The sequence below is a fragment of the Sorangium sp. So ce381 genome, assembly GCF_051473845.1.
Lineage (GTDB): Bacteria > Myxococcota_A > Polyangia > Polyangiales > Polyangiaceae > Sorangium > Sorangium atrum.
On record NZ_CP150336.1, the window covers coordinates 5125255 to 5148619 of the forward strand.

The window sequence follows — 23365 nt, forward strand, 5'->3', positions numbered from 1 at the left end:
TTACCTATCGAGCGCCCTCGCGCTGTCAATCGCGGATACCAGCAAACTCGATGAAATCTGGCTGGAAATTGAGGTGAGCTGACCGCAATGCGCTGCGATGCATGAGAGTCGCAGTCCTGTGACAAAATGTGCTCGCTCGATGCAATGCGGTTCAACGGGCGCGCTCGTGTGGCAAAACGCGTCCGCTCGGTGCAAGGCGATTCAACGGGCTCGCCTGGACGACACGTTCACGTTCACGCCGTGAGGGCCGACCGCGCCGCAGGAGCCGCACGAGGCCGCACGGCGAGGACCGACCGGCGCCGGCAGCCGCCGCGCCGCGCGCAGCGGTCGGGCTGGCAGGCGTCCGCAAGCCTTCGACGGCGGCTCGATCCGAGCCTACACGCGTGGGCGCGCGGCCCGGTCCGGAGGGGACCGCCGGCCGCAGCGAGGCGTCACGGGGTGGCGGTCGAGGGCGCCGGGGTCTTGCGGGTCAGGTAGAAGAAATCGCGCAGGGAGCGCTTGCGGATGTACTCGTCTTCTGAGAACTCGAAGCCGCTCGCCAGCGCGACCGGCGCGAGGGCGCCGCCCTCACCGGGCTCGTAGAGAAGGAACTTCGGGTACGACCAGTTCACGTCGAGCTGCGCCACCGTCGAGGCGCCGGCGTGCTGCATCCCGAGCGCGATGGCGGGCGCCGTCGTGTGATTGCTGATCCCGACGTAGAGGACCTTGCCGTCGCGGTCGAGCCCCACCGCGGAGCGGCGGATCACCGTGTTGCCGTCCAGCGTGGCGCCCCAGTTGCGGACCTGCGGCGCGCGGAGCAGCGGGTGCAGCTCGCCCTCGTCGACCATGCAGCTCGGCGTCTGCCGCCACCACTGCATGTCGCTCTCCTCCGTCGAAAGCCTGGTCCACGGCGCGATCTGCATCCGCCCGTCGCGGCGCCGCGCGAGCGTGCAGCCCTGGTCCCGGGGGCGCACAAGCGTCACGCCGTCGACCCGCATCCCCCACTGGCCGTGCTCGGTCATGAAGCCGCCGTTGAACGCCGCGAGCAGCCGCTCGTGGTCCGCCTCCGGGATCTTCGCGGGCCGCTCGTAGGGCTTGCCCTCCTCGGTCGTCGCCGCCGGCTCGCGGGAGCCGGCCATGAGGTGCACATCGACCCTCGCGAGATCCACCGCCACGATGAACAGCTCCGCCCAGGAGCGGTTCGGATCCGGGTGGAGCAGCGTCTTGTAGAGGCGCGGCGCGTCGCTCGGATGGACGCGATCCGCGATGGGCACCCACCGCCCGTCGCCGGGGGCCGACCAGGCCGCGTGCGCGGGGCCGACGTCCGTCGGCCGGAACGCCGCCGGGCCGGCGCCCCCCGCCGCCGAGCCCGGCGTCGCCGCCGGAGGCGGTGACGCCGTCGTGGCAGGAACCGGTTGCTCGGGCACCTCCCAGTACGTCTTCGGCGGCTCGTCCTTGCGCCAGAACCGCTGGACGCGATCCTCCAGGGCGTACGCCGTCTCCTCGAGCGCTGTCACGTTCTCGGCCCCGATCACCGAGCGCAGCCCGTTCGCGACGAGCGGGCCCATCCATGGAATGCGGTGCACCGCGATCCACAGGCCGGCGCCGGAGAGCACCGGGATGGCGACGGCACCGAGCGCCCAGCGCCGCAGACGGGATCGGGGCAACCGAAGGCCGGGGCGCTCCGGAGCGGAGTGCCCGACCCGAGCCGGCGTTTTCGAGGCTTCGGCGGTTTCGGCCATGGCGTGCTGCACTGCTTCGAAGGAGCGGGAAGACGCTGGAAGTCGCGGGCGGATGCGACGCGAACCACGAGCGCGAGCGCACGAGAAGCAGGCCCTCCGCTCGGGCGACGGTCTAGCACGGTGCGCCGCGCGCGCGGAGCCCGCTCCGCGCACCGCGAGCGGAGCGATGCGATCGCGGCTCGGGCGGCGTCGTAGCAGGTAACCGCAGCGGGAAGCGCGAAGCGAGAAGCGGCCAAGGCAAAGCCGGAACCCGAAGCCGAACAACGAGCGACGTGAGCAACGCGTGACGGCTCGCTGTTGGCTCGCGGTCGCTGCTCGACTTCCTCACCACGCCGTACTAGAGTCGCGGCCTCGGACTGACCTGGCACGGGTCGCGGTGCTCGGTCGCTGTCATTGGTCCTCGCAGCCTCCGCTCAGGGGGCGCGAGGCGGCAGCTCTCCGTGATCGAACCCTCTCCACAAGGAGGGCGCGGTGCCGCGGCGTACCTTCCGTCCTTGCTCAGGAGGGGCTGTCCTCCAGCCCGATGTCCATGCAATTTGCCGATCTCAAGCTCATCGAACCGCTGCTCCGCGCCATCGAGGCCGAGGGGTACAGCGCCCCGACGCCCATCCAGCAGCAGGCCATCCCGCCCATTCTCGAGGGCAACGACCTCCTCGGCTGCGCGCAGACCGGCACGGGCAAGACCGCCGCGTTCGCGCTGCCGATCCTGCAGCGCCTCGCGCAGAGCGGCGGGCCGAAGCAGGGCGGGCTCCGCGTGCTCGTGCTCACCCCGACGCGCGAGCTCGCGGCGCAGGTCGCCGAGAGCTTCACCACGTACGGCAAGAACCTCGGCCTGCGGACCGCGGTCGTCTTCGGCGGGGTGGGGCAGCGCCCCCAGATGGAGGCGCTGCGCCGCGGCGTCGACGTGCTCGTGGCGACGCCGGGCCGGCTGCTCGATCTCTGCTCGCAGGGCATCGCCCCGTTCGGTCGGCTCGATACGCTCGTCCTCGACGAGGCCGATCGGATGCTGGACATGGGGTTCATCCACGACATCCGGCGCGTGCTCGCGATGCTGCCCGAGCGCCGGCAGACGCTCCTGTTCTCGGCCACGATGCCGCCGGACATCCTGAAGCTCGCGAACAGCATCCTGCGCAGCCCGGTGCGCGTCGAGGTCGCGCGGATCGCCACGACGGCCGAGAACATCGACCAGCGGGTGGTCTTCGTCGAGCGCGGCGACAAGCGCGCGATGCTGGAGCACGTGCTCAAGGATCCCGCGCTCCGCCGGGCCATCGTGTTCACCCGCACCAAGCACGGCGCCAACCGCGTGGTCCAGCAGCTCAGCCGTGCGCGCATCGAGGCGGTCGCCATCCACGGGAACAAGTCCCAGGGCGCGCGCGAGCGGGCGCTCGCGAGCTTCAAGCAGGGGACGACGAGCGTGCTCGTCGCGACCGACATCGCGGCGCGCGGCATCGACATCGACGACATCTCGCACGTGATCAACTACGACCTCCCGAACATCCCGGAGAGCTACGTGCACCGCATCGGCCGCACGGCGCGCGCCGGGGCGTCCGGGGTGGCGCTCTCCTTCTGCGACAGCGAGGAGCGCGCCTATCTCGCCGACATCGAGCGCCTCATCCAGAAGCGCCTCCCGCTCCTCGCGGACCCCGGGGTTCCGGTCTTCCAGATCGATCCCAGGCCCGCATCGCAATCGCACGGGCAAGCTCGGCCGCAGGCGCAGGGCCGGCCCCAGGGACAGGGCCGTCCACACCCGCAGGGGCAAGCTCGGCCCCAGGGGCAGGGCCGCCCACAGGGGCAAGCTCGGCCGCAGGGACAGGGCCGCCCGCACCCGCAGGGGCAAGCTCGGCCCCAGGGGCAAGCTCGTCCGCAGGGACAGGGCCGCCCACACCCGCAGGGGCAAGCTCGGCCGCAGGCGCAGCCTTCCGCGCAGGCGCAGCCCCCGGCGCGGCCGCAGCCGCGGCACGACACCCCTCGCTTCGAGAACTGATCCTCACCGCGCTGCCCGCCGCGCTCGATCCATCCCGCCGCGCATCGTCTGATGCGCGCGGCGTCGCGGCCCGGTGCTCGTGGCGCTCGTCACGCGCCAACGAGGGTGAGGGTGCCGCGCCGAGGCGCGCACGTCGTCTGCAAGGCGCACGGGTCGTTTGCGACCGGTACATGCCTGCATGACGCGCATCGACATTATCTCGTCGATGCGCGGAAACTCTGGCACGATCGCCGCCATGCGCGTCCCCGTCATCGTTGTAAGCCTGCTCACGATCGCTGCCTGCGATCGCGGTGCTCCTTCTTCGAGCTCGTCCACCACGGGCGCCCAAGCCTCCGCCGATCCGGCGCCGATTGCCTCCGCCGCCCCGCCTGCTTCCGCGAGCAGCGCGCCGGCCGAGGCGCCCGACGCCAGCGCCGCCCCCGCGGCGGCCGACACCGCCGATGCCGCGGCGAGCGCGGCGCCGGCCGACGCCGGGCCCCCCGCGGCCGACGCCGGGCCCCCCGCGGCCGACGACAGCCGCCTCGCGGTGGAAGGGCGTGCCGTCCAGGGAGGGCTCCTGCGCGCCAAGCTGAACGGCAAGCTGCGCCGCATGGCGTTCCCCGGCCACCGCGTGACCGTCAGCGACGAGGGGGAGTTCCTGATCGCCTTCTCGCGCAACGCGCCAGCGCAGGAGAAGCTGACCATCACGTTCGACGACGGGCAGGTGCTGGAGAAGCTCTTCGACGTGGAGCCTCGCAAGTTCGAGGTCGACAAGGTCGACCACCTGCCGGAGAACATGGTCAAGCTCGACATGGCGACGCGCGTGAAGCTCACGCAGGCCGAGAAGAAGCTCGACGCGATCCGGAACAAGTACACGAAGAGGAACTGCTACAAGAACGGCTTCATCTGGCCGTCGAAGGGCCCCATCACCTCGCGGTACGGCCAGCCGCGCCTGCTCAACGGCACGGACGGAGGTATCCACTGGGGCGTGGACATCGCGGTGCCCGTCGGGACCCCGGTGCGCGCGCCTGCCTGTGGCAAGGTAGTGCTCGTCGAGAAGGACCTCCCGCTGAGCGGTCACACCATGATCATCGATCACGGGCAGGGACTGACCTCCACGTTCATCCATCTGCACGGCTTCGCGGCGAAGGTGAACGACGAGGTCAAGCAGGGTCAGGTCATCGGGACCGTCGGGATGACCGGCCGCACGAACGGGCCTCACCTCGACTGGCGCATGAATCTCTTCGAGACACGCGTCGATCCCGAGCTCCTGATCTCCGCCGCGAAGTGACGCACGGCGGGGCAATCTGCCACACGAACAGCGAGCATGGCTGAGGCCCTCCGGGCGGAAACGTGGCTCGGGTCGGGCTGTCGAAGCGGCCGGCGCCTCCAGGCGCACGCCCGCTGTTCTTTTTTTCCTGGCCGATGGATGATCGAATGGCCGCCGTGGTCGCCGCGGAGGATAACCTCTCTCCGCGAGCCTCTCGACGGCATACCCCTTGCAAATTTCCGGGCCGACAAAGGCACTCAATCCGGACATCGATTTTGCAAGGAGTCGGTCATGAAGATGCTGTCGCCTCGAGCTCATGGGTTTGTGGACTATGCGGTTGCGGCCCTGTTCCTGCTGGCCCCTTCGCTGTTCGGCTTCGGCGGGCTCCCCGAGACGCTCTGCTACGTCCTCGGCGCCGCGCACCTCGCGATGACGCTGCTCACCGCGTTCCCGCTGGGCGCCGCGAAGCTCATCCCGTTCCCTGTCCACGGAGCGATCGAGGCCACGGTCGCCGTGCTCCTCGTCGCGGCGCCTTGGCTGTTCGGCTTCGATGAGGAGCCCGCGGCGAGGAGCTTCTATCTCGTGTCGGGCGTGGCCGTCGGCCTGGTGTGGCTCGCGACGGACTACCGTTCTTCCTACGCCACGACGACGGCGAGCGCTCGTTACCGGCCGGAGCACCGGTCGTTCTCCTGAAGGTCACGCGCGCGTGGCTCGCGATCGGCGCGGCGGCCGGGGTGGTGGATCGGCCGGATTTACGGCAAGCTCATGCGTGGCGGGAGGACAGACGCCGTGAGCGACCTGAAGAAGCCGGATCCGATGAGCCTGCGGGTGGGTGACTTCCTCGTGAAGGTGGTGCCCGTCGGCGAGACGAGCGACGCCCTCGATACCGAGGCGAACCGCGAGCGGGCGCAGCGGGCCGAGGAGGACCAGCGGGCGGCCCAGCTCGGCGCGGGCGGCGAGGGGGCAGGGGAGGCCGCACGGGAGGCAGCGGAGGCAGCCGTGGACGAGGCGATCGAGGAGGCGCGAGCGCGCTTGAGGGGCGCCGGCGAGGACGTGCCGATCTTGCTGCGCGATCCCGTGACAGGAGCGGCGTTCACGATCGAGTGACGGAGGTCGGCACCGTCCATCCGGCGTCCCTGCGCGCAGCGGCTGCGCCTGGCTCCTCGTTCCCACACGCACCTCGACCGCCATGGAACGGCCTTCCGGCGCCTGTTCTCCGAGACTCCCCTCCTGAGCGCGCCCGCTTCACGGGCCCTGTTCGGCCAGGGCGGCAGCGATGGCTGCCGTTATCGTGGATGTTCCTCTGTTTGGTTCGGCCGTCCATCCGCTCCGTCCGGAGCCCTGTCCGCTCCCGTGGAGGAAAGCACGGCGCTCCAAGTCTTCAATATTGCTCCGATCCGCTCAGGGAGTTACGCCACTTCCCGCAACGACTGACCGAGGGGAGAGCCATGATGAACATGCCGATGAGCGCGATGCCGATGATGCCGATGATGGGCATGATGCCGAACATGATGGGCATGATGCCGAACATGATGGGCATGATGCCAAACATGATGGGCATGATGCCGAACATGATGGGTGGCATGATGCCGAACATGATGGGCATGATGCCAAACATGATGGGTGGCATGATGCCGAACATGATGGGCATGATGCCAAACATGATGGGCGGCATGATGCCGCACATGATGGGCATGATGCCGAACATGATGGGCATGATGCCGAACATGACGGGCATGATGATGCCCGCGATGATGATGCCGAACATGATGGGCATGATGATGCCCGGCATGAGGATGGCGGCCTGAACCAAGGAACGTTGGCCAGCGGCTCAACTCCGATGGTCGGTAGCGGGCGCTCCTGATCTGCGGGGCGCGACGCCTCCGCTGCGAGGCGCCGCGTGTGGGGGCTCGCCCCGTCCGGTCACGCGCCCGCTGATTCCTGCGGCTTCGGGTGCTGATCCCGCGACACGAACACCGCTGCTGCCAGGTCCCCCACCACGTTGATCACGGTCCGGCACATGTCGAGGAACCGATCCACCCCGAGGACCAGGCCGAGCCCCTCGGGCGGGATGCCGAGCATCCCCAGGATCATCGCGATGACGGGCAGCGAGCCGGCAGGGATGCCCGCCGTGCCGATCCCACCGAGCACCGAGATGAGCATCACGGTCGCCTGCTGCCCGAAGGTCAGCGAGACGCCGTATACCTGCGCCAGGAAGAGCACCGTCACCCCCTCGAACAGCGCCGTCCCGTTCTGGTTCATCGCGGCGCCGGCGGTCAGCACGAAGCGCGCGATGGACGGCGGCAGCTTGAGCTCCTCCTCGGCCACCTTCAGCGCGGTAGGCAGCGTAGCGTTCGACGAGGCGGTCGAGAACGCCGTCACGATCGCCGTCCGGCTCCCACGAAAGAACGCGACCGGCGACATCCCGCCAAGGAAACGGACCGAGAGCGAGTAGACCACGAACATGTGCAGGCCGAGGCCGAGCAGCACCGTGAGCACGTACGCCGCCAGCTGCTGCATGATGCCGATGCCCATGCGGGACGTGATCGTGAAGAGCAGCGCTCCCACGCCGATCGCCGCGAACCGGAGCACCCCCTCGATGAGCCGCATCGAGACGTCGAGCAGCCCCTGGATGCACTCGCGGAGCCGCGCCGCCGCGTCGGTCTGGGTGAGCGACAGGCCGATGCCGAAGAGCAGCGAGAACGTGATCACCGCGAGCACGTCGCCCCCTGCCGCCGCCTTGAAGATGTTGTCCGGCACCATCGCGATGATCATCCCCACCGGCGAGGTGTCGACCGGCGCGGTCGCCGCCTTGATCCCCCCGCCGTGCGCGAGGTTCCGGACCGCCTCGGGAAGGCCGTCCCCCGGGCGGATCAGGTTCACCAAGACGAGGCCGATCAGCACCGCGATGCTCGAGACGACGGCCGTGTAGCCCAGCGTCCGCAGGCCGAGCCGGCCGACGTGCTTCAGATCGAGCTCGCAGACGCCCATGACGAGCGCCGAGAACAAGATCGGGAGCACGAGCATGAACAGCAGGCGCAGGAAGATCTGGCCCACCGGGTAGGTGATGTGATCGACGATCCAGGTGAGCGTCGGGTGCCCTGCCGCGACGGCGTTCGCCGTGAGACCGCCCGCTGCCCCGACCGCGACGCCGAGCAGCATCGTTCGATGCGATGACATGGCGCCACCTTACACAAGCCGCGGCGCCGCGATCCGTGGAGTTGACGCCTCGCCCCCGGGCCCTCCGCGGCCAACGGGGCGTCCCGCGGCCGCGGATCGACCTCCACACGCGCCGCTCCCGGCCAAGGGCCGCCTGTCCAAGCCCGCGCGGATCCATTAGGCTCCCCGCCGGCAATGCTGAAGCCGGGCGATTCGTTCGAGCGGTACACGATCGAGGCCGCCATCGGGCAGGGGGGGATGGGCTGCGTCTACCGGGCGCACGACGCGCGGCTCGGGCGGCGCGTCGCGGTCAAGGTGATCGCGGGCGGCGCCGTGGACGAGGACGCCGGCGCGCGCCTGCTCCGCGAGGCGCGCGCCGCCGCGGCGCTCGACCACCCGAACGCCGTCTCGATCTTCGACGTGGGTGAGCTCGATGGGACGCCGTTCATCGTGATGGAGCTCGTCCCGGGCCGCACCCTGCGCAGCGCCATCGACGGCGCCGACGCGCCGGCCTCGACGCGGGTCGCCTGGCTCGCCGACGTCGCCCGCGCGCTCGCTACGGCGCACCGGCGGGGGCTCGTCCACCGGGACATCAAGCCGGAGAACGTGATGGTCCGGGACGACGGGGTGATCAAGGTGCTCGACTTCGGCATCGCGCGCCGCGCCGCCGGAAACGCCGATCCGAGCGCGTCCACCGAGGCCCCCGCGCTGCCGACGCTGACCGCGCTCGGCGTCAAGCTCGGAACGCCGGTCTACATGGCCCCGGAGCAGATCCGCGGCGCCGAGCTCGACGGGCGCGCGGACCAGTTCGCGTGGGGCGTGCTCGCCTTCGAGCTCCTCACCGGCAGGCTGCCCTGGCGCGGCGCCGGCGACGTGCTCGCCGTCGTCGCGTCGATCCTCACCGACGAGGCCGACCGCGCCCTGCTCGACGCCGCCGCCGTCCCGCCCGCGGTGAGCGCGGTCGTGCTGCGCGCGCTGTCGAAGCGCCCCGACGATCGGTTCGCGTCGATGGACGAGCTCCTGCGCGCCCTCGAGGCGGCCGGCAGGGGTGAGGCGCCCGCCGCGCCCGCGGCCGCGACGTCGGCGACGTCCGCGCCGCCCGCGCAGGCGCCCGGCGCGAAGGGGAGCGAGGCGCCTCGCGGCGGCGAGACCGCGGCGCAGCGGTTCTCGACCGAGGAGGTCCGCGACGTCCTCGCGCAGGCGATCGAGCGCCAGGCCGCCGCCGACGGAGGCGATGCGCGCGCCCCGCGGGGCGACGCGCGCCTCGGCTTCGACGACCTGCTCGCCGCGGCCGAGGAGGTGGGCGTGGCCCCCGAGGCGCTGCGCGAGGCGAGCCGCGCGCTCCGCGCGCGCGAGCGCGACGACGTGGAGCGGAGGTCGAGCGCGGCGACCGCCGCCGAGCGCGCGGCGTGGCTCCGGCGCAAGCGCCGCGATTTCTACCGGCACCTCGGCGTTTACCTCATCGTCAACGCGGTGCTCCTCACGCTCGGCTTCCTGCTCGGCGTCGCGTTCTGGGTGTCGATCGTCCCGCTGCTCTGGGCCATCGGCCTCGGCATCCACGCGCTCGTCGCGTTCACCGCGCACGAGGACGACTGGGCGGAGGAGGCCGAGCAGATGCGGTGGTGGCACGAGCAGCATCGCCGCAGGCACGAGGTGGCCATGGCGAGGGCGATCGGGAAGGACTGGCGCCCTGCGGCGGCCCCACGCCAGCGCATCGGCGCGGCGGAGGAGGGGGACCGTCGGGGCAAGCTGCGCGTCGAGACGGACACCGCGCGCTCCGCGGCGGAGCAGGCCGAGGAAGAGGCCGCGGTCGCGGTGAACAAGCCACAGAGGCGGCGGCGCTGACGTGAGGGCCGCGCCGCTCACGGCCTGATGAGGCGCCGGGCCGGCATGCGCTAAGCTCGCCTCCGGAGGGTCTATGTCCCAGCTGAACTTCATCGCCCGCTCGCTCGCGCCGCTCCAGGCGCTTCCGTCCTTCCTTCGCACGCGCGCGCAGAGCGTGCTGTTCCAGCGCATGGTGCCGTTCACCGGGACCGCCGGGGTCCAGTTCGACGAGGTGAGCTCGGATCGGGTGGCGCTGCGGCTCGCCAACGGGGGAAGGGTGCGCAACCACATCGGCGGGGTGCACGCCGCCGCGGCGGGGCTCCTGGCCGAGACGGCGACCGGCTTCGTCGTCGCCGTCAACCTGCCCGAAGACAAGCTGCCGCTCCTGCGCAGCATGAAGATCGACTACACGCGCCGCGCCCGAGGCGGCCTTCGCGCGGTCGCGACCCTCACGCCAGAGCAACGCCAGTCCTTCCTGGACCAGCCGAAGGGGGACGTGACAGTCGCCGTCACGGTGACGGACGAGAGCGGCGCGTCGCCGATGGAGTGCGAGTTCGTCTGGGCCTGGGTGACCAAGGGGGTGTGACGCCGCGGCGCGAGCGCTGTCAGTTGCGGCGGAGGCGCTCGATCTCGGCCCGCGCCTCGGCGAGCTGACGCTCCAGGTCCGACGCGCGCCTGGCCTCCACCTCGGCGCGCCTGGCTTCCGCCTCGGCGCGCCTGGCCTCCACCTCGGCGCGCCTGGCCTCCGCCTCGGCGCGCCTGGCCTCCGCCTCGGCGCGAAGCTCCGCCTCCTCGGCGCGGCTGGCCTCGTCCGCGGCGCGCAGCTCCGCCTCGTCCTTGCGCGTGAGCACGTCGTCCAGCATCACGCCGAGCCGCGCGATCAGCTCATCCGCCTCCTCCAGCTTCGCCGTCCCGCTGAAGAAGCGCAGCTTCGAGCCCTCCACCGCGAGCTCCAGCCCGAGCACCTGCGACGCGAACCGGCCTGCCTGGGGCAGGACGGGCTGGTAGCTCCGCGCCCTGCGCGCCGTGTCGGCCGGCGGGAGCCTGTACCCGCGGAGGCTCAGCCGGCGCCGGTCGAAGATGAAGTACTCGGAGATGCCGAGCCGGGCGTAACGCTCGACGTTGGTCTCGAAATCCTTCGTCAGGTTGCCCGCGTAGGCCACCTCCAGGACCAGATCGAGCCCCTTGCGCTCCGCGCCGACGACCCATTTCATCCTTTCGCCAGGCTCCACGTCGAGGACGGCGAGCAGATCCGGCGCGAAGGCAGGCTCGTCCGGGTAGAACACCGCGAGGTTCGAGGACAGGTAGATCCTCCGCCCGCTCCGGCGGAAATAGGCGTCGAGCGTCGCGATCACCTGCGCCGCGGCCACGCGGTGCGGATCGCCCTCGGGCGGCTCGAGCTCGAACTCGGACGGAAGCATGTCCACGACCCGCGCGCGCTCCTCGTCGGTCATGCGCTCCCACGTCGCCTCGGAAGGCGCGCGCGGGTCGTCGGGATCGAACGCGTAGCCGTGCTCGAGCGCCTGCCGCATGGGCCATCATCCTAGCATTTCCCAGGATCCTCGGCCTGCGAGCGCGCGGGCGCAGGCCTCAGCGCGGCGCTCGGAGCGTCAGGAGAGCGTCAGGATCTCGCAGCCGTCCCGCGTGACGAGCACGGTGTGCTCGAACTGCGCCGAGAGGCTGCCGTCCTCCGTGACCATGGTCCACCCGTCGTCGAGCGTGCGGATGCGGTGCGAGCCCAGGTTGACCATCGGCTCGATCGTGATGGCCATCCCGGCGCGGAGCCGCATGCCCGCCCCACGCACCCCGGTGTGCGCGACGTGCGGCGGCAGGTGCATCCTCCGCCCGATGCCGTGCCCGCCGACCTCGCGGACCACGCCGCACCCCTCCGCCCGCGCGATCTCCTCGATGGCCGCGCCGATATCGCCGAGCCGCGCCCCGTCGCGCACGACCGCGATGCCCGCGTCCCGGCAGCGCCTGGCGACGTCCACCACGTGCAGCGCCTCGGGGCTCGGGTCCCCGATGAAGAACGTCGCGGAGGTGTCGCCGTGGTAACCGCCGAGCTCCGTGGTCACGTCGACGTTGACGATGTCGCCCGGCAGGAGCACCTCGTCGCGCCTCGGGATCCCGTGGCATACGACGTGGTTCCGGCTCGTGCACACGGCCGCAGGGAAGCCCTTGTAGCCGAGCTGACTGGGGCGGCCGCCGCGCCGCGCTGTGTCCTCGCGCACCCACTGATCGATGTCCGCCGTCGTCACGAAGGGCTGGAGCCGCGCCCCGACGGCCGAGAGCGTCGCCGCCGCCGCGCGCCCTGCGCGCCGCATCGCCTCGCACGCGTGAGGCCTGAGGAGTTCCACGTTCATGCGAGGCGTATGCGCGCGCAGCGAGCGGCCATCCAATACCGTTTTGATCTCGGGTCCTCGCGCGCGGCTCCCCGCGCGCGGGGTTCGGGCTAGAATCGGCCGCGTGAGCCTCTCGCAGATCCGTTACTTCATCGCCGTCGCCGAGGAGGGCCACGTCGGCCGCGCCGCTCGCCGGCTCCACATCGCGCAGCCGCCCCTCAGCCGGCAGATCCGCGGCCTGGAGGACGAGCTCGGCGCGCGGCTGTTCGAGCGCACCGCGCGCGGCATGCGGCTCCTGCCGGCCGGCGCGGCGTTCCTCGACCACGCCCGCACCATCGTCGCGCAGGTCGACGCGGCCGTCGCCGATGTGCGCGGCTACGGCGCCGCGCCTCCCCCCGGCGATCTCGACGCCGGCCACCGCCAGCGCGCCGACCTGGGGTAGGGTGCCTCGCGTGGAACCAGGGGAACGGCATGGGCTACGACGCTGAGCTCACGCTGGCCGTCGATGCGGCGCGACGCGCTGGCACGCTCCTCCGCGCCGAGTTCCACCGCCCGGGCGGCCCACGCGGCGCCGGGACGAGCGCCGACGTCGACGTGGAGGTCGAGCTCCTGCTGCGCGACGCGCTCACCGGGGCCACCCCCTACGCGTTCCTCGGAGAGGAGACCGGCGCCCTGAACGGCGTGGACCCGTCGCACCGCTGGGTCGTCGATCCGCACGACGGCACCGCGTCCTTCCTGCACGGCTACCGCGGCGCCTCGGTCTCCATCGGCCTCCTCCGCGAGGGCACCCCGGTGCTCGGCGTCGTCTTCGCGTACGCCTATCCCGACGACGACGGCGATCTCATCGCCTGGGCCGAGGGCGCCGGGCCGATCCGGCGCAACGGCGCCGCCGTCTCGTCGTCGCTCTCCGGCGGCGCGCTCGATCGCTACGCCGTCGTGCTGCTCTCGCAGTCGGCGGATTACCTCCCCGCCCGCAACGCCCGCTGCGTCGCCCCCGCGCGGTTCCTCGCCCTCCCGAGCCTCGCCTACCGGCTCGCCCTGGCCGCGGCCGGCGAGGGCGTCGCCGCGGTCTCGCTCAGCCGGCCCCGCAGCTGGGACTATGCCGCCGGGCACGCGCTCGTGCGCGCCGCGGGCGGCGAGCTCGTCGACGACGACGGCGCGCCCATCACCTACACCGCGCAGGGCGACGGCGAGGTCTGCCGCCTCTTCGGCGGCGCCCCCGCGGTCGTGCGCGAGCTCGCGCGCCGCCCGTGGAACGCCGTCATCCACGGCCGCATCCCGCCGCCGCAGGGCACGTACGGGCTGCTGCGCCCCTCGCACAGCCTGCTCGTCGAGGGCGCTGGCACGCTCTCACGCGCGCAGGGCTGCCTGCTCGGCCAGCTCGCGGGCGACGCGCTCGGCGCGCTCGTCGAGTTCCGCACGGCGGAGGCGATCGCGCCGCTCTACCCGGACGGCGTCCGCGACCTCGCCGACGGCGGCACGTGGGGCACGCTGGCCGGGCAGCCGACCGACGACTCCGAGATGGCGCTCATGCTCGCGCGCTCGATCGTCCGCAAGCGCGGCTTCGTCGCGGAGGCCGCGCTCGACGCCTACGTGCACTGGTACGGCTCAAGCCCGTTCGACATCGGCAACACCACGGCGGCCGCGCTCAGGGCCGCCGCGGGCGCGCCGCTGCCCGGCGCGCGGCGCGAGCGCGCCCGCGCCGCCGCGAGCCTGACGAGCGAGGCGAACGGCTCGGTGATGCGCGCGGCGCCCCTCGGCGTCCTCGGCGCTGGCCGCCCGCGGGAGGCCGCGGCCTGGGCGCGCGACGACAGCGCGCTCACGCACCCCCACCCGGTCTGCTGCGCCGCCTCCGCCGCCTTCGTCGCGGCCATCGCGGCGGCGGTGGGCGGCGCCGGCGTCGAGGGTGCCTTCGCGGCCGCCCTCGACGAGGCGGAGCGGAGCGGCGAACGCGCGGTCGTCGCCGCGCTCACGGCCGCGCGCAGCGCGCCGCCCCGGAGCTTCTCGCACCAGGCCGGCTGGGTCCTCATCGCCCTGCAGAACGCCTTCTACCAGCTCCTCCACGCGCCCTCGCTCGAGCGGGGCCTCATCGACACGGTGATGGCCGGCGGCGACACCGACACGAACGCCGCGATCGCCGGCGCGCTGCTCGGCGCGGCGCACGGCCGGGACGCTGTCCCTGACCGCTTCCGCCGCCTCGTGCTCAGCTGTCGCCCGCTCCCCGAGGCAGGGGCGAAGCACCGGCGTCCGCCCGAGCTCTGGCCGGTCGACGCGATGCTCCTCGCCGAGGCGCTCCTCGCCTCGGGGCGCTAGGATCGCGACTCGACCTCGCCAGCGCTTCATCGTTCTTCGGCGCGGCGTGTGGCGCTCCTGACCAGGCGTCTTGCATGAGCATGAGAAAGCGGGGGAGGACGGGTCACTCCACGCTGCGCAGCCACCGCCCCGCGAACGCCACCTCATCGGCGGCCGCAAGCACGGCCTCCTCCCCTCCGGCCTGGCGAAAGACGCGCGCGAGCTGCGCCACGCTTGCCCATCCCTGGAAGACGCCGGCCAGCGACGGAATCCCCGAGGCGTCGAACAGGCTCGTCGAGAGCAGCCGTGCCGCCTCGGCAGGGCTCATCCACGGCGCAGCCTCGCAGAGCTCGCCGAGCACGTCGGCGTCTGCGCCTGCTGCCTCGAAGGCGAGCACCGCACGTCGGGCCGCCTCGGCGCGCATCGCTTCAGGAAGCGCCTTTACAAGCCGTGCCAGTGCGACGGCCCGAACGTAGCTCCCGGAGGACTCGACGCAGTCCCCTGCGATACGTAAAGCCGCTTCCGCCCCCAGGAGCGCGACCGAAGCGGAAGGGTGCTCTTTGATCAAATTGCATCGCTCCTCCGGGGCGAGCTCCTCGAAGAGGGCCTGGACCTCCTCCACCGGCCGCCGCCCCGGAGGGAGCCTCTCGCCGAGGCGAAGCAGCGCGTCCGCCCGGTACCTTGCGCTGCTCGCCGCCCATCGCAGCACGAGCGCGCGAGCGTCGGCCTCTCGCCCGAGCGAGATTAGCCTCGCCCCGAGAGCGTGCACCGGCCAGACCGGGACCTCCTCGAGCGCCCTCTCCAGGAGAGCGTCGGACAGATAAGGCGCCACCGCCTCGGCCTCCTTCTCGCTCTCGAAGCACCAAGGCGTCCAGAGCCGTTCGATCTCCTGGACAGCGTGAACCTTCGCCTCTTTCGGCAGGTCCGCGAGCAACCGGGCGAGGACGCGAACTCGCTGGGGCGCTGGCAGGGAACGCGAAGCTCGCTCCAGCGCGACGGCGGAAGCCTCGCTGACGCCAGGCTCAGGCACGATCGCGGGCGGCGCTCCTCCCGCGCGCGCGATGGCTTCTGCGGCGACCTCCTGGGCTTCCTCTTCGGGGAGCAGGCCCGCCGCCACGACGAGCGCCCGGGGCGCATCTTCCCCGTCCGACTGGCGCGCAGCTTCCAGCGCGGCGCGCGCATACCGGGTGCGCCTCTCGCCCTCCGCGGCCTCGGCCATGGCGATCAGCGCCGAGGCGCTCGACCACCGCGCGCCCGTGCGATCGGCGATCTCGAGCGCTCGCTCGCAGACCCCGGCTTGGGCGGACGGTGAGACCTCCGCAGCGAGGGCAAGCAATGCCAACGCGCGCGCCGCGTCCGCATCGAGCAGTGGAGTCGCGAAATCTGCGTCGGCACTCTCCCACGGCTCCGCATTTCCCAGCGTCGCCGCCGCGCCCTGCGCTGCCGCGCAGCGGACGAGCGCTGCGGCGAGGGGGGGAGGCAGGCTCCTGCAACGCTCCACCTCTTCTCCTATTCGATCGCGCAGGCGGCGGAGATCTGTGAGGGCATACGCGAGCGCCTCGGCAGAGTTACCCGCTACCCAACCCGGCTCGGCAAACGCGAGCATCGAAGCGATGGGAGCGCCGCCGAGCGCGAGGTGTGCGCTCGCATAGCGGCGGAAGTAGGCTGGCCGGCGGCCGGCGGGCTCCGCCGTCCATCGCGCGATCGCGCCGCGGTAACGCGCCTCGATCGCCTCCTCCCGACCGGCGTTCCTCTGCTCCCACGCGACCCGCAGCGCCTCGTGCTGGAATCGCACCGCGCGCGCCGGCCCATCCCGGCGCAAGATCCGATCGAGGATCGATCCGTACACGAGCAGGCGACCGCGCACGGCACGGACCTCGATCTCCAGGAGCTCCGCGACATCCTCTGCATCGAGCGGCGCGAGCGCGCGGGCCAGCACGGAGAGCATCTCCAGCGCGACATCTCCGTCCTGGAGGAGTCGGAGCTCACGCTCGACTTGCGCGGCGAGCGCCTCCGGCCCGCCGTGGCCCCCTGCTGCTGCCCAGCTCGGCATGCCTCGCCTCTCCGCTGCCGCGGGGGAAGGTGGCGCAACCTCGACGAGACGCGCATCACAGTCCATCCACCCGAGGCGCTCCCTCCAGGCGTGCGCCTCACCCTCGCCGCCGGTGACGGAGACGATGCACCGAACGCGCTTTCCGAGCTCTCGAAGCGTCGATTTCCAGGCGTCGCGAGGCCAGTCGACGCATTCCTCGAGACCGTCGAGCACGAGGAGTACTTCGGGCTCGTCCTCATCCTGGCCATTCGCCAGCCTGTTCCGGAGATCGGAGCGCAGCTTTAGTGCATCCCGCGGAGGGTGCAGCACGTCTTCGCCGAGCTGATCGAGGAGCGATGCGAGGATCTCATGCTCGGAGATGAGGCGGCTCGCTCGTCCTACCTGCACCGCTGCGGCGCATACCCCGTCACGCTCGCCCGCCTCGGCGACCAGCCGTGTACACAGCGCCGTCTTGCCGGCTCCAGGAGGGCCGTGCAGCAGGCACGCGGAGCCCGGAGCAGCGCGCCATCGCTCGATCGCTTCACGGGCGCGCTCTTCCCCCTCGGTCCAAGAGACGGCCTCGGGCGATCTTTCCTTTTCCTCACGATGCATTCGCACCTCGGTGGGGGACTCTCGTCTCCTGTTCTAGGTGTTCTAGGCCCGGTAGACTCCGTATTGACCTTTCTTGCCCTTCATCCCGACGACGTGCTCTTGAATGCCGAGCCTTTCGAACATCGCTCCGCATCTCTCGCACGGGTCGACCCGCTTCCGCATCTTCGCGCTGTCGTACGTCTCGATCGAGAGGCCTTCGTCCTGGAACTTCTTTTTGATGCGTCGGTTCACCTCGGCGTCGACCTGCTCGGGGGTCATGCGATCCTGAACGCGCACCTTCTTCTGCTCTTTCATCACGTCTCTTCGAATGTTCTCCCCCATGACCGTCAAGACCTGCGCCTCCGCGCACGGCTTGTCGCTGATGTGACCGGCGGGCGTGACCCTGCCGCCCTCGCTCGGGTTCCTCCCCACATACGGCTTCGTACTTTGGTCTTCATCCACGTACGTAAGGATATTGCCGTCCTTGTCGAGGATGCGGGAATAGATGAGCCCATCGGGATCGACGATCGTCCACGGCTGGTTGCGCGCGTACCAGTAGGCGTTCAGCTCGCCGTCGATCTCTGCGGGATCGGGCGAGATGTACCTCCCGAGATCTGGATCGTAGTAACGGTGCCTGTTGTAGAAGAGCCCCGTCTCCACGTCCTCGTACTGCCCCAGGAAGCGAACCTGTGTCGGCGCGCTGCATCCGGCTTTGGACGTCACCTTCCCCCATGCCGTGCGGAGCAGCTCGCCCGCGACCTCACCTTTCCCATCGACGAGGCGCTCCGGATAGCCCGTCATGGCTTCGTTCAAATAGAAGAGCCATGGCCCCGCTACCGACCCCTCCCCAGTATGCCTCGTGTCGCGGTGAGCCCAGGGAGCCCCGCTCTCATCGAAGCAGTAGGTGCGCTCCTCGATCTCCCCGCCGGGGATCCCCGCGATCTCGTGGGCGAGGGTCATCGCGTCCCAGCAGAAGCGCGTCGTGCGCAGGAGGCGCACATCACCGCTCTCTCCCTTCTGCCGCACGGTCTTCTTCACCCTCCGCGCAAACGCGTCGTACATGAACTCAACCGTCATCCCCTCTGGCCCCTCGATCTTCGAGAGCATTCCGCTCGCCGACCAAGCATAACGTGTCACGTGGTCGTCCCCGGCGGCGTCTCGCGCCCTTTTCTCGATCAGCCGGCCCTGCGCGTCATAGAGGAAGCGGGTGGAGCCCTTGGTCTCCAGCCGGCCCCCGCTCTCGTAGCGGCGCACCTCCGCCCCTTCGCCGTGCTCATGGAGGTTTCCGGCGGCATCATAGCGGAAGCGCTCGACAGCATGGGGCCACCTGGCCGCGAGCCCATCGCGCGCTTCCTCGGGGATCACGGCCAGCAGCTGGCCGAGCGCATCGTGTTCGAATCGCTTGTGTCCGAAGTGCGCATCCCACGCGGCTGCCAGATGCCCCGCCGAGGTATATTGAAACGCCTGATCCACGGTCACGTTGGGCATACGGGGCCCCATCCACTCCGGCTCGCCTGGACGCAACGCGGGCGAGCTGGATGAGGACCACACCCGCCGTGCAACGAGCCTGCCGATCGCGTCGTACCGCGCGTCGATGCGGCCTCCGCCCGGCAGGTGGGTCTCGACCGTGAGTCCCCGTTCGTCGTGGCGCGAAAAGATCTCGTCGCGGCCGTCGAGCCGCGTGCGCGTACAGCGCCCGGCCTCATCAAAGGCCCACTCTACCGTATGACCTCGGGACGTCGCCCTCCGAAGTGCAGTCCCGACCCGATCGCAGGTCACCTCGACCTGAAACGCCTCGCCGTCCACGACCTGCTTCTCCCCGATCACCCATCCGACCGCGTTGCGTCGCAGCTCGACCGTACAGCCGCTCCCCTCCGCCAGGATCACCTCGCCACGGCCGTTGTATGAGAAGTGCTCCTCGGCTCCGTCGTCGTAGATTTTCTTCACCACGCGTCCGGCGAGGTCGCGCTGGAGCTCTGTTGTTTCGCTTCCACGACGGATCAGGAGGACGCGCCCGAGCGCGTCGCGTTGATAGCGAATCTCCCGACCATCGAACGTCCTCTCCGCGATCGGGAGGCCGAGAGCGCCGACCTCGATCGAGTACACCTCCCTGTTCGCATTGCGGATCTCGACGAGGCGCTCCTCGCGGTCGTACCGGAGCTGAATGACGCTCCCGTCCGGCAGGATGGCGTCCGCCAGCGAGCCGGTGCCTCCGCGCACGAGGCGGGTCGTCCGGCCGTCGACATCTGTCACGCAGATAAGGTTCTCGTCTCCATCGTAGTCGTAACGCGTGACAGCGCCATTCGGTTCGTGCACCGCGAGGAGCAGCCCCTTGTTGCTGTAGGAGAACTCGGTCACGCTTCCGATCTCGTCGCGCTCCGCCGTCCGCCTCCCGAGCTCGTCGTACGCGGCCGTCCAGCGCGTGCCGGAGGCGCGGAGCACCTCGACGAGATTGCCGTGTTCATCGTGACGGTAACGCGTCTGATGCCCCGTCGGAGCCACGGTCGCTTCCATGAGGCCGCGAGCGTCGAAGTGGACCTCGAAGGTCGCGCCGACCGGATCGGTCCAGAAGATCGCTCGCTCGGCGTACCCAACCTCCGTCATGCCGCCTTCCGGATCGATGATCTTGCGGATATCGCCGTTCCGCAGCCGCTCGATCACCGTCACGTTCCCGAGCGGGTCCACGATTCGTGTCTCGTTCCCGAAGATATCGCGCGTCCAGCAGGTCGTCGCTCCGAGTGGATCGGTGAACGAGCGCAGGTGGCCCCGCTCGTCATACGTGCGCGTATACACGCTTCCGGCTGTGATGGCCTTGTCGACCTTCCCGTGCTCATTGCCGAAGTAACGGTGAAATGTGACCGAGTCGGTGGCCTCCGAGTAGCCATCGGGATAGAAGTCGAGTCGAACGTGGTGCATTCCCTTCGCCGGCGTCTTGCCATCCGACAGAAGCGCCGGGACAGAAGCGGCGAGGCACGGGTCGACCGCGCCGGGGTAGTCTGCCCATGTCTCGACGCATCGTCCGGCGGGATCGTATCGGTAATGGAACGTCAGCCCGGTCGGCCTCTGCTGCCAGACGAGCCGGTGCTCGTCGTCGTAGCCGTACTTCGTGGTGTTTCCATCCGCATCGGTCACTGCGACGAGATCGCCTGCTTGGTCGTGCTGGTAGCGCGCGAAGACGAGCGAACGCCCCGTGGACACGCGGCTCACGAACTCGATCTGACCGATACGTCCCGCGGACGCTGGTCGAATCCGTAGTACGCGCCCCACGCTGTCGGTGACCTGGGCCAGGCGACCTTCACTATAGGTGAGGGCGATTCTGTTGTTGAATGCATCTACCTGCGCGGCGAGGCGGAAGCGATGCTGCGTGCGGTCGCCCGGATCCGGCTCGAACAGCAGTCGATCTCCGTCCGGAAAATCGAGGGGAAAGCCGTCGCCCTCCTTGTGGAGGACCCAGCCATGCGGGCCGAGGACGCCAGCGTCCCGCGGAACGAGTCCGAATTCCTCCTCGTTGCCGTCGGCCGTGACGACGATGGTGGTCCGCCGGCGAAGCTCGATCACCCATGCGAGGCTGTGGGTCCATCCGAAGCCGAGCCCGACGTCCCGCCCACGCGCCTGGCTGCCGTACGACCGAACGATCTGGAGAGGAAGGGGACCCGGGATGTCGACATCCGTCTCAGGGACGGTGAACACGCGGCCGGTGACCACATCGACCGGATCGCCCTGGGCGATCTTTCCGCTTCCGCGGCCCCCATGGTGGTTCGGGCAACCGCCGCCGTCTTTACCTGCGCCGCAGGCGTTTTTTCCACCGCCCTTCGCCTTGTCACCGCCGTTCTTGCCGCTGGCCCCCTGTCCTCGCGCCTTTCTACCGCCTGAGGCTCCGCCGCGCCCACCGACGACGGCGCCTCCTCCCATGATAAATACTCCCGGGTTCATGCCAGGAATCGCCGGAATGTTCGGGACAGGGGCGGTGCGGGCCATGACGGCAACGCTGCCAGAGGTCGGTTCTGGCCGTCAATCTCGCCTCAGCCCCCCGTGGGGCGCTCCAGGTGCCCGCCGAACTTGTGCCGCATCGCGGAGAGGACCTTCTCGGCGAAGGTGTGATCGTGGCGTGAGCGGAAGCGCGCGTAGAGCGCGGAGGACAGCACCTCGGCGGGGACGGCCTCCTCGATCGCCGCCATCACGGTCCAGCGGCCCTCGCCGGAGTCCTGCACGAACCCGCTGTACCCGGCGAGCTCCGGGCTCTCGGCGAGGGCGATCGCGGTGAGGTCGAGCAGCCACGAACCCACCACGCTGCCCCGCCGCCAGACCTCGGCGATCTCGCCGAGGTCGAACGCGTACCGGTGCTCCTCGGGCAGGCGCTCCGTGGCGGCGTTCTTGAGGATGTCGAACCCCTCCGCGTAGGCCTGCATGAGGCCGTACTCGATGCCGTTGTGGACCATCTTCACGAAGTGCCCGGCGCCGACTGGGCCGCAGTGCAGGTAGCCGTCCTCCGACGTGCTCTGCGCGCCGCCCTGGGCCTCCTGCCTGCCCGGCGTGCGCGGGATGTCCCCCGGCCCCGGCGCGAGCGTCCGCAGGATCGGCTGCACCAAGGCGAACGCCTCGGGGGCGCCGCCCACCATGAGGCAGTAGCCGCGGTCGATCCCCCACACGCCGCCGCTCGTCCCCACGTCGACGTAGCGGATGCCCTTCGGGGCGAGCGCCCTGGCGCGGCGGACGTCGTCCTTGAAGTAGGTGTTGCCCCCGTCGATGATCACGTCGCCCTCGCCGAGCTGCTCGCCGAGCTCTCCGACGACGCGCTCGGTGGGCGCGCCCGCGGGCAGCATGACCCAGACCACGCGCGGCGACTCGAGCTGCGCCACCGCGTCGCCGAGGGAGGAGGCCGTCGCCGCGCCCTCCTCGCCGAGCCGCTTCACGCTGTCCTGGTTCAGATCGAACGCGACGACCTCGTGGCCGCCGCGCATGAGCCGGCGCGCCATGTTGGCGCCCATCCTGCCGAGTCCGATCATCGCGAGCTTCATCCGTCACGCTCCTGTGTGGGACCGCGGGCGTATCACAGCGGGCGGCGCGCGGCGCGCGGCGCGGTCGACACCGCTCCGGTCCGGGCGCTCCTCCGGCTGCGGCGGCTACCGGCGCGCCGGCTGCGCCTGCTGCCGCAGCGCGCCCACCGCGTGCTCGAGCGCGCTCTTCAGCGTGCTGAACACCGGGATCCCGTCGAGGCTGCCGCCGGACTCCAGGATGCGCCCGACCATCGCCGTCGGGACGCCGGAGACGATGCACCGGCTGCCGAGCAGCCTCGTCGCCGCGAAGATCCGCAGCAGGTGATCGATGGTCGAGGTGTCCGCCGCCTGCGCGCCGGTGAGGTCCACGATCATGAAGCGGGCGCCGTGCCGGACCACCGCGTCGAGCACCTCTTCCATCATGCGGGCCGCCCTCGCGCTGTCGATCGTGCCGATCACGGGCAGCGTGAGCACGCCGTCCCACACCTGGATGATCGGCGTCGACATCTCGAGCATCGCCTCGTGCGCCGCGCGGACCCGGTCGAGCTGCAGGCGCAGCTCGATCTGGACCCGCTCGAGCTCGTCGTTCTGCTCGCGCAGCTGCGCGCTCGCGGCGGCGAGGTCGAGCGAGTTCTTGAGCGTCGTGTACGTGGCCCCGACGTACAGCGCGTACGTGGTCGCGCTCGCCAGCGCCTTCCGGTCGATCTGGCGCTGGTCTTCCAGGGCGAAGAGCATCGTGCCGATGGTCTTCTTGTAGACCTGGATCGGCACGTGGAAGACGACGTCGGGTTCGTCCGCGAGGAGCCACGCGCGCGCGCGATCCGCCTCGCGCGCCTCGTCCCACGGCCCCCTGAACCACGCGGGGCGCTGCGCCTCCAGCGCCGCTACCATCCAGGCGTCCACGACGACGCCGCCGCCCTCGGGCGCCCCGTACTCGAAGGTGCCGCGCTGGTACCTCGCCGCGATCCTGGCGCCGCCGCCGTCGTTGGCGAGCACGACGCAGAGCCGCTGGGACGGGACGATCCAGCGCGCGCTCGCGCAGACCTCTTCCCACAGCGACCGCAGGTCCGGCTGGTTGGCGAGCTTGAGGAGGATCTCGTTCAGGACGCCGAGGACGATCCATCCGCCGCCGCCGGCTTCGGGGGGCTGGCCAGGCTCTGGCGTCAGCATCAGC

Annotated in this window: 17 protein-coding genes; 9 read left to right on the plus strand and 8 right to left on the minus strand. The window is 70.8% G+C overall.

Features of this window, described 5'->3' with window-relative positions:
* Positions 1-431 precede the first annotated feature (431 nt).
* Positions 432-1646, minus strand: a complete 1215-nt coding sequence (locus WMF29_RS19240; RefSeq protein WP_437330241.1) for a hypothetical protein — start codon at positions 1644-1646, stop codon at positions 432-434.
* A 604-nt stretch (positions 1647-2250) separates the two neighbouring features.
* Between WMF29_RS19240 and WMF29_RS19245 the strand changes: the two genes are divergently transcribed.
* From WMF29_RS19245 to WMF29_RS19265, 5 genes are all read left to right on the plus strand, one after another.
* Positions 2251-3705 carry a DEAD/DEAH box helicase gene (locus WMF29_RS19245; RefSeq protein WP_437331142.1) on the plus strand — a complete coding sequence of 485 codons (1455 nt, stop codon included), beginning with the start codon at positions 2251-2253 and terminating at the stop codon, positions 3703-3705.
* A gap of 235 nt (positions 3706-3940) precedes the next feature.
* A complete protein-coding gene (locus WMF29_RS19250; protein WP_437330242.1) occupies positions 3941-4975 on the plus strand; it encodes a M23 family metallopeptidase in 1035 nt (344 codons plus the stop codon).
* 270 nt (positions 4976-5245) lie between these two features.
* A complete protein-coding gene (locus tag WMF29_RS19255; protein ID WP_437330243.1) occupies positions 5246-5647 on the plus strand; it encodes an SPW repeat domain-containing protein in 402 nt (133 codons plus the stop codon).
* 96 nt (positions 5648-5743) lie between these two features.
* Positions 5744-6061 (plus strand): hypothetical protein, encoded by a 318-nt coding sequence (locus tag WMF29_RS19260; protein ID WP_437330244.1) that lies wholly within the window; start codon positions 5744-5746, stop codon positions 6059-6061.
* A 341-nt stretch (positions 6062-6402) separates the two neighbouring features.
* The gene (locus tag WMF29_RS19265; RefSeq protein ID WP_437330245.1) at positions 6403-6762 is read left to right on the plus strand and encodes a hypothetical protein; all 360 of its coding nucleotides are present in this window, start codon (positions 6403-6405) and stop codon (positions 6760-6762) included.
* Between the two features lie 115 nt (positions 6763-6877).
* On the opposite strand, the gene WMF29_RS19270 is transcribed toward WMF29_RS19265, so the two are convergent.
* Complete coding sequence (locus WMF29_RS19270) at positions 6878-8134, minus strand: dicarboxylate/amino acid:cation symporter (protein WP_437330246.1); 1257 nt, start codon at positions 8132-8134, stop codon at positions 6878-6880.
* A 174-nt stretch (positions 8135-8308) separates the two neighbouring features.
* Here WMF29_RS19270 and WMF29_RS19275 point away from each other — a divergent pair, with 174 nt between their 5' ends.
* Both WMF29_RS19275 and WMF29_RS19280 read left to right on the plus strand, forming a co-directional pair.
* Positions 8309-9958: a protein kinase domain-containing protein gene (locus WMF29_RS19275; protein WP_437330247.1), complete on the plus strand. Its 1650-nt coding sequence runs from the start codon at positions 8309-8311 to the stop codon at positions 9956-9958.
* 73 nt (positions 9959-10031) lie between these two features.
* A complete protein-coding gene (locus tag WMF29_RS19280) occupies positions 10032-10523 on the plus strand; it encodes a hotdog fold domain-containing protein (protein WP_272099112.1) in 492 nt (163 codons plus the stop codon).
* 19 nt (positions 10524-10542) lie between these two features.
* Here the strand turns inward: WMF29_RS19280 and WMF29_RS19285 are convergent, their stop codons facing one another.
* Entirely contained in the window at positions 10543-11469 is a 927-nt protein-coding gene (locus WMF29_RS19285) for a Uma2 family endonuclease (RefSeq protein WP_437330248.1), read from the minus strand.
* A gap of 78 nt (positions 11470-11547) precedes the next feature.
* Positions 11548-12300 carry a type I methionyl aminopeptidase gene (gene map, locus WMF29_RS19290; RefSeq protein WP_272099116.1) on the minus strand — a complete coding sequence of 251 codons (753 nt, stop codon included), beginning with the start codon at positions 12298-12300 and terminating at the stop codon, positions 11548-11550.
* 103 nt (positions 12301-12403) lie between these two features.
* Between map and WMF29_RS19295 the strand changes: the two genes are divergently transcribed.
* Together WMF29_RS19295 and WMF29_RS19300 are read left to right on the plus strand one after the other, a co-directional pair.
* Positions 12404-12721, plus strand: coding sequence for a LysR family transcriptional regulator (locus WMF29_RS19295; RefSeq protein ID WP_437330249.1), 318 nt, complete (start codon positions 12404-12406; stop codon positions 12719-12721).
* A gap of 29 nt (positions 12722-12750) precedes the next feature.
* Positions 12751-14592, plus strand: a complete 1842-nt coding sequence (locus tag WMF29_RS19300) for an inositol monophosphatase family protein (RefSeq protein WP_437330250.1) — start codon at positions 12751-12753, stop codon at positions 14590-14592.
* Positions 14593-14695: 103 nt separating this feature from the next.
* On the opposite strand, the gene WMF29_RS19305 is transcribed toward WMF29_RS19300, so the two are convergent.
* The 4 genes from WMF29_RS19305 to WMF29_RS19320 form a co-directional block, all read right to left on the minus strand.
* Positions 14696-17215 carry an AAA family ATPase gene (locus WMF29_RS19305; protein ID WP_437330251.1) on the minus strand — a complete coding sequence of 840 codons (2520 nt, stop codon included), beginning with the start codon at positions 17213-17215 and terminating at the stop codon, positions 14696-14698.
* 42 nt (positions 17216-17257) lie between these two features.
* Complete coding sequence (locus WMF29_RS19310) at positions 17258-21172, minus strand: RHS repeat-associated core domain-containing protein (RefSeq protein ID WP_437330252.1); 3915 nt, start codon at positions 21170-21172, stop codon at positions 17258-17260.
* 44 nt (positions 21173-21216) lie between these two features.
* Complete coding sequence (gene gnd, locus WMF29_RS19315; protein WP_437330253.1) at positions 21217-22212, minus strand: phosphogluconate dehydrogenase (NAD(+)-dependent, decarboxylating); 996 nt, start codon at positions 22210-22212, stop codon at positions 21217-21219.
* Positions 22213-22317: 105 nt separating this feature from the next.
* Positions 22318-23361, minus strand: coding sequence for an STAS domain-containing protein (locus tag WMF29_RS19320; protein WP_437330254.1), 1044 nt, complete (start codon positions 23359-23361; stop codon positions 22318-22320).
* Between the last annotated feature and the right edge of the window lie 4 nt (positions 23362-23365).